At 70.5% G+C, this 12,803-nt stretch carries 12 protein-coding genes; 8 read left to right on the forward strand and 4 right to left on the reverse strand.

Annotated elements, in window-relative coordinates; translation table 11 throughout:
* Positions 1–39 precede the first annotated feature (39 nt).
* Together ACIBI9_RS58970 and ACIBI9_RS58975 are read right to left on the reverse strand one after the other, a co-directional pair.
* Positions 40–1,071: a LacI family DNA-binding transcriptional regulator gene (locus tag ACIBI9_RS58970; protein ID WP_397236415.1), complete on the reverse strand. Its 1,032-nt coding sequence runs from the start codon at positions 1,069–1,071 to the stop codon at positions 40–42.
* Positions 1,055–3,460 (reverse strand): glycoside hydrolase family 3 N-terminal domain-containing protein, encoded by a 2,406-nt coding sequence (locus ACIBI9_RS58975; protein WP_397236417.1) that lies wholly within the window; start codon positions 3,458–3,460, stop codon positions 1,055–1,057. The genes ACIBI9_RS58970 and ACIBI9_RS58975 overlap by 17 nt, the downstream gene beginning before the upstream one ends.
* A 356-nt stretch (positions 3,461–3,816) precedes the next feature.
* Between ACIBI9_RS58975 and ACIBI9_RS58980 the strand changes: the two genes are divergently transcribed.
* From ACIBI9_RS58980 to ACIBI9_RS58995, 4 genes are all read left to right on the forward strand, one after another.
* The gene (locus ACIBI9_RS58980; RefSeq protein WP_397236419.1) at positions 3,817–5,178 is read left to right on the forward strand and encodes an extracellular solute-binding protein; all 1,362 of its coding nucleotides are present in this window, start codon (positions 3,817–3,819) and stop codon (positions 5,176–5,178) included.
* Positions 5,175–6,101: a carbohydrate ABC transporter permease gene (locus tag ACIBI9_RS58985; RefSeq protein WP_397236421.1), complete on the forward strand. Its 927-nt coding sequence runs from the start codon at positions 5,175–5,177 to the stop codon at positions 6,099–6,101. Before ACIBI9_RS58980 ends, ACIBI9_RS58985 begins: the two co-directional genes overlap by 4 nt.
* A 1-nt stretch (position 6,102) precedes the next feature.
* Positions 6,103–6,993, forward strand: coding sequence for a carbohydrate ABC transporter permease (locus ACIBI9_RS58990; protein WP_397236423.1), 891 nt, complete (start codon positions 6,103–6,105; stop codon positions 6,991–6,993).
* Between the two features lie 99 nt (positions 6,994–7,092).
* Complete coding sequence (locus tag ACIBI9_RS58995; protein ID WP_397236425.1) at positions 7,093–7,419, forward strand: rhodanese-like domain-containing protein; 327 nt, start codon at positions 7,093–7,095, stop codon at positions 7,417–7,419.
* Positions 7,420–7,432: 13 nt separating this feature from the next.
* Here ACIBI9_RS58995 and ACIBI9_RS59000 read toward each other — a convergent pair whose 3' ends face one another.
* Positions 7,433–8,155 carry an SDR family NAD(P)-dependent oxidoreductase gene (locus ACIBI9_RS59000; protein WP_397236427.1) on the reverse strand — a complete coding sequence of 241 codons (723 nt, stop codon included), beginning with the start codon at positions 8,153–8,155 and terminating at the stop codon, positions 7,433–7,435.
* A gap of 106 nt (positions 8,156–8,261) precedes the next feature.
* Between ACIBI9_RS59000 and ACIBI9_RS59005 the strand changes: the two genes are divergently transcribed.
* Positions 8,262–8,897, forward strand: coding sequence for a TetR/AcrR family transcriptional regulator (locus ACIBI9_RS59005; RefSeq protein ID WP_397236429.1), 636 nt, complete (start codon positions 8,262–8,264; stop codon positions 8,895–8,897).
* An 8-nt stretch (positions 8,898–8,905) separates the two neighbouring features.
* On the opposite strand, the gene ACIBI9_RS59010 is transcribed toward ACIBI9_RS59005, so the two are convergent.
* Entirely contained in the window at positions 8,906–9,127 is a 222-nt protein-coding gene (locus ACIBI9_RS59010; protein ID WP_397236431.1) for a hypothetical protein, read from the reverse strand.
* Positions 9,128–9,218: 91 nt separating this feature from the next.
* On the opposite strand from ACIBI9_RS59010, the gene ACIBI9_RS59015 reads away from it, so the two are divergent.
* From ACIBI9_RS59015 to ACIBI9_RS59025, 3 genes are all read left to right on the forward strand, one after another.
* On the forward strand, positions 9,219–10,193 hold the full coding sequence (locus ACIBI9_RS59015) for a pirin family protein (protein ID WP_397236433.1): 975 nt from the start codon (positions 9,219–9,221) through the stop codon (positions 10,191–10,193).
* Positions 10,194–10,195: 2 nt separating this feature from the next.
* Positions 10,196–10,516 (forward strand): tetratricopeptide repeat protein, encoded by a 321-nt coding sequence (locus ACIBI9_RS59020; protein WP_363985093.1) that lies wholly within the window; start codon positions 10,196–10,198, stop codon positions 10,514–10,516.
* Positions 10,517–10,647: 131 nt separating this feature from the next.
* The gene (locus tag ACIBI9_RS59025; RefSeq protein ID WP_397236435.1) at positions 10,648–12,783 is read left to right on the forward strand and encodes a transglycosylase domain-containing protein; all 2,136 of its coding nucleotides are present in this window, start codon (positions 10,648–10,650) and stop codon (positions 12,781–12,783) included.
* Positions 12,784–12,803 lie beyond the last annotated feature (20 nt).

Raw genomic sequence — 12,803 nt, forward strand, 5'->3', positions numbered from 1 at the left:
GAATATATGCAAGGCGCCTGACAAAATCCCGAAAACCGGTCAGGCGCGCTTCGCTGTGGAGGCGCGGACGATCAGTTCGGTGGCCAGCTCGACGTGGTGGGAGTCGATCTTCTCGCCGGCCGCCAGCCGCAGTGCCGTTCGCACCGCCACCCCGCCCATCTCGCGCAGCGGCTGGCGGACGGTGGTCAGCGGCGGGGAGGCCATCCGGGCCATCTGGGTGTCGTCGAACCCCACGATGCTCAGATCCTGCGGGATGCGCAGGCCCCGCGCCCTGGCGGCCTCCATGACGCCCAGCGCGCTCTCGTCGCAGCCGGCGAAGATCGCCGTCGGCGGCTCCGGCAGGTCGAGCACGGCCGCGCCGTACTCCAGCCCGTCGGCGTAGCGGAAGTGCCCGGAGCGTATGTACGGGGGCGGCACCGGCACCCCTTCGGCCTCCATGGCCGCGCGGTAGCCGTGCAGGCGGGCCTGGTTGCAGGCGGCGGTGGCCGGGCCGCCGATGTAGGCGATGCGCCGGTGGCCGAGGGACAGCAGGTGCTGGGTGGCGGCCAGCCCGCCGGCGAAGTTGGTGGAGCCGACGCTGGTCACGCCGGCGTACGGCAGGTGGAGCGGGTCGATCACGACCAGCGGCAGCTGCGCGCGGGACAGCGCGGCCAGCTGCCTGGTGGTCAGCTGGTCGCACGTGACGCAGATCAGCGCCCGGCGCCCGGCGGCGGCCAGGTCGCGGGCCCATGCGGCGGGGTGGTCGATCTTCTTCCTGACGCTGACGACGACCCCGACGCCGAGCTCGGCCCCGGCCGCGACCACGCCCTGGATGATCTCCGTGGAGTAGGTGCTGAAGTCCCCGTCGAACTGCACCTCGACGGTGTCCGTCGCGACGGCCCCGTCACCGGCCGGGGCCCGGCGCGGCGACGGCGCGATGTAGTCGTGCTCCCGCAGCAGCGACTGCACCAAGGAGCGGGTGGTCGGCGCCACGTCGCTGCGGCCGTTGAGCACCTTGGAGACGGTCGCCACCGACACGCCCGCCGAGGCCGCGACCGTGGCCAGCGTGGCGCGTCTAGAACTGGACGGCATCGTTTCCCCCTTCCGGCTCGACCGACACGGGCGTGTCCAGGCGCCGGTCGTGGCCGACGACCCGGGCCGGACCGGTCAGCCGTACTGTGCCCCGGCACGGCAGGTCGGCCGCCGACGTGCCGACGAGCACCTCGATGTCCCCTGGCTCCACGATGCGCCTCAGATCGCGGCCGGTGAAGGCCGTCCGGTCGGCGTGCACCCGGAAGCTCACGCGGGCGCTCGCCCCGGGTTCCAGCCGGACCCGGGCGAACCCGGTCAGCTGCCGGACCGGCCGGGTGACCTGGGCGATGACGTCGTGCAGGTAGAGCTGGACGACCTCCTCGCCGGCCCGGCCCCCGGTGTTGCGCACGCTGACCGCCACCCCGAACTCGCCGTCGGTGGCCACCTCGGCGTCGCTGATCCGCAGGTCGCCGACCTCGAAGCCGGTGTAGGAGGTGCCGTACCCGAACGGGAAGAGCGGGGTGGGATCGAGGTTGCTGATGCCCTGGCTGTCGGCGCCCAGCGGCGGCTGCAGGTACGTGCCCGGCTGCCCGCCGTGCCCGCGCGGGATCTGCACCGGGAGCCTGCCCGACGGCTGGACCCGGCCGGACAGCACGCCGGCGATGGCCGCGCCGCCCTCCTCGCCGGGCATGAAGGCCTGGACGAGCGCCGCCGCGCCCGCGTGCACCCGGCCCAGCGCGTACGGGCGGCCGGAGACGACGACGGCGACGACCGGCGTGCCCGTCGCGGCCAGCTCGGCCACCAGTTCCTCCTGCACCCCGGGCAGGCGCAGGTCGTCGGCGTCGCAGCCCTCCCCGGAGGTCCCGAGGCCGAACAGCCCGGCGAGGTCGCCCACGGCCACCACACACAGGTCCGCCCCGCGCGCCGCTTCGAGCGCGGCGGCGAACCCGGAGCGGTCTTCGCCCTGCACCTCGCAGCCCCGCTCGTGGACGATCTCGGCCTCCGGCAGCTCGGCCCGCAGCCCGTCGAGCAGGCTGGGCGCCTCGATGCCGAGCCCGAGCCCGGGATGGCGGGGCAGCACGTGGTTGGGGAAGGCGTAGCAGCCCATGAACGTCCGCGGGTCGTCGGCGCACGGCCCCACGACCGCGATCCGGCGCAGCCCGGGACGCAGCGGCAGCGCGTCGCCGGCGTCGAGCAGGATGACCGACCGCTCGGCCAGCTCGCGGGCCAGCGCCCGGTTGCCCGGCGAGTCGAGGTCCACGCCGTCGGCGCCGGACACGGACGTCTCGGGCGTCCAGTCCGGGTCGAGCAGCCCGAGCTGCACCTTCTGGGTGAGCAGGCGGCGCACCGCCCGGTCGATCAGCGACTCGGGGAGCTCGCCGCCGAGCACGCGCTCGACCAGGTGCGGGCCGAAGCCGAGCGTGTCGGGCAGCTCGACGTCGATGCCCGCGGTGAGGGCCTGCACGCCCGCCTCGCCGGTGTCGGCGGCGACGCGGTGCATGCTCGCCAGGAACGGGATCGACCAGTAGTCCGACACGACCGTCCCGGTGAAGCCCCACTCCTCGCGCAGCACCTCGGTCAGCAGCCAGGGGTCCGCCCCGGCCGGCACGCCGTCCACGTCGGAGTAGGAGTTCATCACCGACCGCGCGCCGCCCAGCGCGATGGCGGTCTCGAACGTCGGCAGGATCATGTCCATCAGCTCACGCCGGCCCATCGGCACGGGCCCGTGGTTGCGGGCCGCCCGGGAGGCGGAGTATCCGGCGAAGTGCTTGAGGGTGGCGATGATCCCGGCGTTCTCCAGTCCGCGCACGTAGGCGGCGCCGAGCATCGCGACGAGGTACGGGTCCTCGCCCATCGTCTCCTCGACCCGGCCCCAGCGGTAGTCGCGCACCACGTCCAGCACCGGCGACAGGCCCTGGTGCACGCCCACGGCCCGCATGTCCCGGCCGATCGCGGCCGCCATCCGCTCCACCAGCTCGGGGTCGAACGTCGCCCCCCACGCGATGGCCGCCGGGTAGACGGTCGCCCCGAACGTGGTGAACCCGGTCAGGCACTCCTCGTGGACGATGGCCGGGATCCCGAGCCGGGAGCGCTCGACGACGGCCCGCTGCAGCCTGACCACCTCGGCGGCGCCCTCCCGCGCGGTCACGGGGGCGCTGCCGTGCACCCGGGTCAGGTGGCCGAGCCCGTGCGTGATCGCCTCGTCGAGGGGGACCGTGCCGGAGGCCGCGAACACGTCCTGCATCGGCGCGACGTTCAGCGTCTCGGCGTCCTGTGCCGGCTCGTGCTGCATGTCGTTGCCGATCCACCGGCTGCCGAGCTGGCCGACCTTCTCCTCGAGGGTCAGCTCCGCAAGGAGGGCCTCGACTCGGTCGGCCACGGGAAGCGCCGGGTCCTGCCACGGGCGGAGCACGCCGTCCATCGCGGGGGTCCGATCCAGAGCCGTCATCTGCTCTCCTTAAAGCCGATTCCCGCCGTGAGTATTTCGAAATGTTTCGATGTCGTCGAGTGGCCTACGAGCAAGCGTCCCCGATTACAGACGACCAGATGAACGCCGCGCCTGAGTACTTTACACACGCGCTGCTCGGATGGGCAGATTCCCGGATACGACGGTCTTGACAGGCCCATGGTCGAAACCTAAATTGACGGACCACGCGGTATGTCGCAAATGTTTCGACGAGCTCACTCAAAGGAGACGTGACGAGCGGCATCGGCAGGCGCCGCGTCCCCGGCCGCCCGCCACCACCATCCGACGATCAACGAGCCGCGCGGCCAACCCCCCGGCGTTCAAGTACGGAGATCAGCGTGGAGAACAGGTCAACTTCTCGCCGCACCTTCCTCAGCCTCTCCATGGGCCTTCCCCTCGGAGCCGCGCTGACCGCTTGCGGAGGCTCCGGGCCGACCCAGGCCGGCGCCGGTGGCGGCGGTGGCAGCACGAGCACAGGCGGCGGTGCCGGCAAGGCCACCTACTGGTATCTCACCGGACAACCGCAGGAAGGTGTCCGCACCCGAGCCGTCGAGCGCTTCAACAAGGCCAACCCGAGCGGCCAGCTCGCGACCACGATGTTCCAGAACGACGCGTTCAAGACCAAGATCAAGACGGCGATCGGCGCCGGCGAGGCCCCCACGATCATCTGGGGCTGGGGCGGCGGCGGCCTGAAGAGCTACGTGCAGGCGGGCCAGGTCGACGACCTCACATCGTGGTTCGACCAGAACGCGGCACTCAAGGACAAGCTGTTCCCGTCCTCCTTCGGCGCGGCCACGGTCGACGGCAAGATCTACGCGGTGCCGGTCGAGGCCGTGACGCCGATCGTCCTGTTCTACAACAAGAAGGTCTTCGAGAAGGTCGGCGCGCAGCCCCCGCAGAGCTGGGGCGACATCATGGACCTGGTCAAGAAGTTCAACGCCGCGGGCGTCGCGCCGTTCTCCCTCGGCGGCCAGTCGCGCTGGACGAACATGATGTGGCTGGAGTTCCTCTTCGACCGCATCGGCGGCCCCGAGGTCTTCCAGGCCGTCTTCGACGGCGAGAAGGACGCCTGGAACAACCCGGCCGCCATCGACGCCCTGACCAAGATGCAGGACCTCATCAAGGCGAACGGCTTCATCAAGGGCTTCTCCTCGATCACCGCCGACTCCAACGCCGACCAGGCGCTGCTGTACACCGGCAAGGCCGCGATGATGCTGCACGGCGGCTGGACGTACGGCAACATGCGGGACACCGGCGGCGACTTCGTCAAGGGCGGCAACCTCGGGTACATGAACTTCCCGCCGGTCGACGGCGGCAAGGGCGACCCCAGCGACACCGTGGGCAACCCGGCCCAGTACATGTCGATCTCCTCCAAGGCTTCGGCCGCGGAGAAGGAGATCGTCAAGAAGTTCTTCGCCACCGAGATGAACTCCGACGCGCAGAACAAGGACTGGGTCAGCAACGGCTTCGTGCCGATCGTCAAGGGCGCCGACACGCAGTTCGGCACCGACCTCGACGGGACGTGGCAGCGGTTCGTCTACGACGTCGCCAGCAAGGCCAAGTCCTTCCAGCAGTCCTGGGACCAGGCGCTCAGCCCGACCGCGGCCGAGGTCCTGCTGGACAACATCTCCAAGCTGTTCCAGCTGTCGATCTCGCCCCAGCAGTTCGCCACGAGCCTCAACGAGGTCATAGGCAAGTGACGGTCCCCCCGATCTCCGCCAGGGGAAACGCGCCCCTGGCCGCCGTGCCCGGCGGCCAGGGGCGCGGCCTGGCCTGGCTGGCCGTGCCGGCCCTGCTGTTCTTCGTCGGCTTCGGCGTCATCCCGCTCATCGGGGTCTTCGTGCTCAGCTTCACCGCCTGGGACGGGCTCGGCGAGATCCGTCCGGCGGGCTTCGACAGCTGGCGCGCCGTGCTCTCCGATCCCGGCCTGCCGCACGCGCTGTGGGTGACGTTCCTGGTCATCGCGATGTCGTGGGTGGTGCAGACGCCGGCGAGCATCCTGCTCGGCACGTTCCTGGCCGGCTTCCAGCGCTACCGCGCTGTGCTCTCGGTGATCTACTTCATCCCGCTGCTGCTCAGCTCCGCCGCCATCGCGATCACCTACAAGGCGCTGCTCGACCCGAACTTCGGGCTCGGCGCCGGGCTGGGGATCCCGATCCTCGTGCAGGACTGGCTGGGCGAACCCGTCCTCGCCTTCAGCGTCGTGATCTTCGTGGTGTCGTGGCAGTTCATCCCGTTCCACTCGCTGATCTACCAGGGTGGCGTGCGCCAGATCCCGCGCTCGATGTACGAGGCCGCCGAGATCGACGGCGCCGGCCGGGTCCGCATGTTCTTCAGCATCACCCTGCCCCAGCTCAAGTACACGATCATCACGTCCTCGACGCTGATGGTCGTGGGCTCGCTGGTCTTCTTCGACCTCATCTTCGTGCTCACCGCCGGCGGCCCGGGGGACGCCACCCGGGTGCTCGCCCTGGAGATGTACAAGAGGGGCTTCCAGGCCAACCTGATGGGTCCGGCCAGCGCGATCGCCGTCATCCTGGTCCTGGTGGGCCTGGCGCTGGCGCTGCTGCTGCGCCGCCTCGGCGGCCGGGACGCGAGCCACAGCCAGCTGGAAGGTGCCTGACATGACGACGACCCTCGCGAAGAACACCTCGCAGGCGGCGGCGCGGCACACCGCTCCCGGTCCCAAAAGAGTGACCCGCCGCCCCAACTGGCTGGGCGGCGCGGTCGCCTGGTTCTGGCTGGCGGTCGTGGTCGTGCCGATCTACTGGATCGTCATCACCAGCTTCAAGTCGCAGAGCAACTACTACATCGAGAACCCGCTCCTGCCGCCGTCCGAGCCCACGCTGGACAACTACCGGCTGGTCATCGAGTCGGACTTCATCCGATATTTCATCAACAGCGTCGTCGTGACGGTCGGCGCGGTCGCGCCCGCCGTCGCGGTGTCGTTCATGGCGGCGTACGCGATCGTCCGCAGCGGCAAGGGACGGTTCCTGCGCTGGACCAACTCGGCGTTCCTCATGGGCCTGGCCATCCCCCACCAGGCCACGATCATCCCGATCTACCTGATCATCATCAGGCTCGGCCTCTACGACACGCCCATGGCGCTGATCCTGCCGTCGATCGCGTTCGCGATCCCGCTGTCGGTGCTGATCCTGTCGAACTTCATCAGGGACGTGCCCAAGGAGCTGTTCGAGTCGATGCGCCTCGACGGCGCCAGCGAGCTCGGCACGCTCTGGCACCTGGCACTCCCCCTGACCAGGCCCGCCGTGGTGACGGTGACCATCTACAACGCGCTGACGATCTGGAACGGGTTCCTGCTGCCGCTGATCCTCACCCAGAGCCCCGAGCAGCGCACGCTGCCGCTGGCGCTGTGGACCTTCCAGGGCCAGTACAGCATCAACGTGCCCGCGGTGCTCGCCTCCGTCGTCCTGACCTCGGTGCCCATCCTCATCCTGTACGTGGTGGGCCGCCGGCAGCTGCTGGCCGGCCTGACCGCCGGATTCGGCAAGTAACGAGGAGGCCCACGCCCCCGATTGCATAATCGGACTGCGGTCCGGTAACGTCTTCACACGTAACCGGACCGCAGTCCGACTTATTCCGGAGGCAATGACATGACCGCTCTCATCACCCGAGACGACCTCGCGGCCGCCATCGAGGCGGGCACCGTGACCGTGGTCGACGCGCTCGGCGGCGCGTACCACGCCAAGCAGCATCTCCCCGGCGCCGTCCCCCTGGCCCCGGCCGACGTGGACGCCCAGGCATCCGCGCTGCTGCCCGACAAGAACGCCGCGATCATCACGTACTGCTCCAACCCGGCGTGCCCGAACAGCGGCCAGGTCGCCGACCGGCTCACCGCGCTGGGCTACACCGACGTGCGCAAGTACCGCGAGGGCATCGAGGACTGGACGGCCGCCGGCCTACCCGTCCAGTCGTCCTGACCCGCCCTTCCGCTTACTGACCAAAGCTCCCCACCAGCGCCTCCACCCGGTCCCGCTTCGTGTACAGCTCCCAGAAGCCGTCCGCGAAGACGTCCGGGTGGATCACCTCCGGCTCGAAATCGAGCGGCACCGCGGAGGAGGTGATCGCCTGGTGCGGCACGCTGCCCTCGATCAGCGCGCCCACGTTGACCGCCCCCACGTACACGCCCTTGCCCCCGAGCTCGGCGTTGAGCGTGTGGAAGTAGTTGCGCAGCGCCGCCTGCGCCATGCCGGCGTTGCCGAGGAACGGCGTCGGGTAGATCCCCGACTGCCCCGCCGTGAACAGGATCGCGCCGTCGCCCCGCTCGACCATGTCGGGCAGGACCTGCCGCACCAGGGCGACCGCCGAGAGGACGAACCGGTTGAGGATCATCCGCGCGTTCTCGACGTCGACGTCGAGCGTCGCCGCGATCCCCTCCCCCATGTTCCCGCCGCCCGGACCGAACTCGGCGACGTCGATCCGCCCGTACGCCTCCTTGATGGCCGCGACCGCGCCGGCGAGCTGGTCGGGCTCGTAGACGTCGGCGGTGAATCCGGCCGCCTCGATGCCGTCGCGGGCGAGCTCGGCGACGAGGCGGTCGAGGTTCGCCCTGGTCCGGGCGACGAGCGCGATCCGGAAGCCCTCGCGCCCGAAGCGGCGGGCGAGTGACAGGCCCATGACCGGGCCGGCGCCGAAGATGGCGAGAGTTCTGGACATGACGGCTCCTTAATGCATTCAGCTAAGTTGACTGTTGTCCCAAGTTCTGCGCTGGAAGCATACGCACAAGTTGGGAGTGTTCTCAACTTCGCCTACGATGGTCCACATGCCGACCTCCGCCAGACCGCTGCGCAGAGACGCGCAGCGCAACCGCGACCTGCTGGTGACGGCCGCGAGAGAGCTGTTCGCCGCCCGCGGTCTCGACGTCCCCCTCGACGAGATCGCCCGCACGGCCGGGGTGAGCAGCGGCACCCTCTACAACCACTTCCCGAGCCGCGACGACCTCGTCGACGCCGTCTTCGCCGACCGCACGGCCACCGTGGTGCAGATCTCGGAGCACGCCCTGTCGATGCCGGACGCGTGGAGCGGGCTGGTGCACTTCCTGGAGCGGGTGTGCGAGCTCCAGGCCGCCGACCGCGGCTACAACGACCTCGTCTCACACCGGGGGCCGCAGCCCACTCCGGCCGGCGACCCTGCACGGGGCTACGCGATGATGTCGCGGATCATCGAGCGCGCGCACGAGGCCGGGGTGCTGCGCCCGGACTGCACGCTGGAGGACATGGCGTTCGTGACGTGGGGCATCGCCCGCACGGTCGAGGCCACCGCCGCCGTCCGGCCCGAGGTGTGGCGGCGGCATCTGGCGTTGATCCTGGACGGCTTCCGCGCGCCGGCGGCGCACCCGCTGCCGGAGCCGCCCCTGCGGCCCGACGAGCTGAGGCGCATCATGCGAGAGGTCTGCTGACCGGCGTCCTAACGCCAGACGACGTCGTCGAGGAACGCCTCCACCGCCGTCGTGACCCGCCCGAGGACCTCGGCACTCCGATGGAGCGGCCCCGGACGGCACATGCCGTCGAGCACGTACGGCATCAGCTCGAGGGCGCCGCCGCGGCGGGCGGCGGCCCGGCCCACGTAGGCGAGCAGCCCCGCCTGCGGCCCGAACCTCCCGCCGGGAACGACGACGACTGATCGCATGGCTCAAAGGTACGCGCGAGCGGGAATGCCCGAGGGAGGTCACGCGTTGACGCGAGCAACCGATTGAATTTTCAACCAAACAGGAGGGGTCATGCCCGCCATCACCGCTGACACCCTGGCCCTGCCCCGCGTCGCCACGCCCGACCCGGCCACCGTCACGCGGCGGCCCGTGCGGTCGGTGACGACCGCGCCCAGCGGGTTCGAGGGCGAAGGGTTCCCGGTACGGCGCGCATTCGCCGGCGTGCCGCAGTCCGCGCTGGACCCGTTCATCCACATGGACCAGATGGGCGAGGTCGAGTACGCGCCCGGCGAGCCCAAGGGCACCCCCTGGCACCCGCACCGCGGCTTCGAGACCGTCACCTACATCATCGACGGCATCTTCGAGCACCAGGACTCCAACGGCGGCGGTGGCACGATCACCGACGGCGACACCCAGTGGATGACCGCCGGATCGGGCCTGCTGCACATCGAGAAGCCGCCGGAGCACCTGGTGGTGTCGGGCGGGCTGTTCCACGGCGTCCAGCTGTGGGTCAACCTGCCTCGCGCGCACAAGTTCCACCTGCCCCGCTACCAGGACATCCGCGGTCGCCAGGCGGCGCTGCTCGCCTCGGCCGACGGCGGCGCGCTGCTGCGGGTGATCGCCGGTGAGCTGGACGGCCACGCCGGTCCGGGCATCACGTTCACCCCGATCACGATGGTGCACGCCACGGTGAGCCCCGGCGCCCGGCTGGAGGTGCCGTGGAACCCCGCCTACAACGCCCTGGCCTACGTGCTGGCCGGACACGGCTACGCCGGGGACGAGCGCACGCCGGTGCGCAAGGGACAGCTGGTCGTCTTCGGCCAGGGCGGGGCGATCACCGTCGCCGCCGACCCGGCGCAGCCGCAGGCCGAGCCGAACCTGGAGGTGCTGCTGCTCGGCGGCCAGCCGATCCGCGAGCCGGTCGTGCAGTACGGCCCCTTCGTCATGAACAACCGCGCCGAGATCCTTCAGGCGATGGAGGACTACCAGGCCGGCCGCCTGGGCGTCATCCCCGCCGAGCGCCTCCCGCACACCGGACAGGAGTGAACATGCCGATCGAGAAGCTGGCCGAGGAGTACAAGCGCGGGCGCCGGTTCTTCGACTCGCAGGACTACATCGGGGCCGCCCGCATCCTGGCCCAGGTGGTGGCCGCGGCGCCGGACAACCTCGCGGCCCGGCTGCTGCTGGCCCGCGCCTACTACCACTCGGCCCAGCTCGGCCGGGCCGAGGCCGAGCTCCGGCTGGTGCTGGAGCGCGACCCGGCGGAGGGGTACGCCTGCCTGCTCCTCGGTCGTACGCTGCAGCGCCAGAACAGGCCGAAGGACGCCGAGCCGTACCTGCGCATGCATGCCGCGATGACCGGCGAGTGACATGCGCGACGCCGAGCGCCGCCCTCCCTGGACGGCGGCGCTCCGGCCTGCAGTGATATCCATTCGAATATCAACAATCAAGGCATATCAGTCTTGGACAGCGCGAACGGCTCTGTGCTGTCATGACGCCCATGTCCCCTTCGAGCCCCTTGTCGAGCCTTGCCCGCCTGACCGGAGCGGCCGTGGCCGCCGGCACCGTGGTCGCCGCGATCGCGCTGCCCACCGTGGGCGGCACGGGCTCCCTGTTCGTCTCGGCCACCGAGATGCTCGATCTCAAGCCCGCCCAGCTCGAAGAGCCGCCCCTGGCCCAGACCTCGGTCGTGTACGACGCCGAGGGCGACCGCATCGCGCAGTTCTACGCCGAGAACCGCAAGGAAGTGCGTCTGGACCAGATCGCCGACGTGATGAAGACGGCGATCGTCGCCATCGAGGACTACCGCTTCTACGAGCACGGCGCGCTCGACCTGGAGGGCACCGCCCGGGCCCTGGCCAAGAACCTCAGCTCGGGCGGCATCGCCCAGGGCGGCTCGTCGATCACCCAGCAGTACGTCAAGCAGGTCCTGCTGAACTCGGCCGACACCGAGGAGGGCAAGAACAAGGCGCTGGAGGCCAGCTACGCGCGCAAGCTCAAGGAGCTGCGGTACGCGATGGGCGTCGAGGAGAAGTACTCCAAGGACGAGATTCTCCGCCGCTATCTGAACATCGCCTACTTCGGCGCGGGCGCCAACGGCGTGGAGGCGGCGGCGCGGCGCTTCTTCGGCGTCTCGGCCGCCGACCTGAACCTGGCCCAGGCGGCGACCCTGGCCGGCGCCGTCCAGAACCCCAACAGGACCGACCCCGGGCTCGGCAAGCAGGCCCGCAAACTGCTGCTGGACCGCCGGAACGTGGTGCTGGACCGGATGGCGCAACTCGGCCGGATCACCCCGGACCAGGCGGCGCACGCCAAGGCGGCGAAACTCGGCTACAAGGGCGTCGAGGCGCCCAACGGCTGCCAGGACAGCCGCTACCCGTACTTCTGCGAGTACGTACGTTATGAGCTGCTCACCAGCCCCGCCTTCGGCAGGACCGAGCGGGCCAGGAAGCAGCGCTTCGCCCGCGGCGGCCTGAAGATCTACACGACCCTGGACCCCAAGGCGCAGCGGGCGGCGGAGACGGCGATCAGGAAGCATGTCTTCGCCTCCGACCACCCTGTAGCCGCCGAGGCGCTGGTCGAGCCGGGCACCGGCAAGATCAAGGCGATGGCGGCCAGCCGCCCCTACGGCCGTTCGGCCAAGCGCAAGGAGATCTCCTACAACCCGGTGGCGGACAAGCGGCACGGCGGGTTGATCGGCTTCCAGGCGGGCTCGACGTTCAAGACGTTCACGCTGATCACGGCGCTCGCGCAGGGCATGAAGATCGACGACGGGATCAGCGTGACCAACGCCTACACCGCCCCGGGCTACGCCTCGTTCAAGAACTGCAAGGGCCAGAACATGGGCATCCCTTCCTGGACGGTCACCAACGACGAGGGTTCACCCGGTTTCAAGACGCTCGCGACCGGCACGTGGGGATCGGTGAACACGTTCTTCATGGCGCTGGAGCAGCGGGTCGGCCTGTGCGAGACGGTGCAGACGGCCAAGTCGCTCGGCATCAGGCGGGCGGACGGGGGGCCGCTGCAGGAGTACGAGACGTTCACGCTCGGGATCAACGAGATGGACCCGGTGACGGTGGCCACCGCGTACGCGGCCGTCGCGGCACGCGGCACCTACTGTGCGCCCATGGTCATCACCAAGGTGACGGAGGCGAGCACCGGTGCGGCGACCCCGTACGAGCCGTCGTGCCGCAAGGCGCTCGACCCGGAGGTGGCCGACGCCACCGCGCACGTCCTGTCCGGGGTGTTCACCAAGGGCACGATGAGCGGGGTCGGCGGCATCGGCCGCCCGGCGGCGGGCAAGACGGGCACCACGGACGGCTATGCCACGGCCTGGTTCGCCGGGTTCACCCCCGACCTGGCGGGAGCGGTCAGCCTGGGCGACCCGCGCGGCTCCCAGCGCTACAAGCTGACCGGCGTCACGATCGGCGGCCGCACCTTCGGCACGGTCGCCGGCGCCTCGGTGCCCGGGCCCATCTGGAAGGACACCATGATGGCGGCCCTGAAGGACGTGCCGGCCTCGGACTTCACCCCCGTGAACACGGCCCGCTTCGGCGGCTGCGGCCAGAGCTGCGCCCCGCCCCGCGAAGACCGCCCGGAATCGCCCCTGGACCAGCCCGCGGAAGCCGAGGACTGACCCGTTGCGGCGGCCACCGT

The sequence above is a fragment of the Nonomuraea sp. NPDC050451 genome (genome assembly GCF_044458585.1).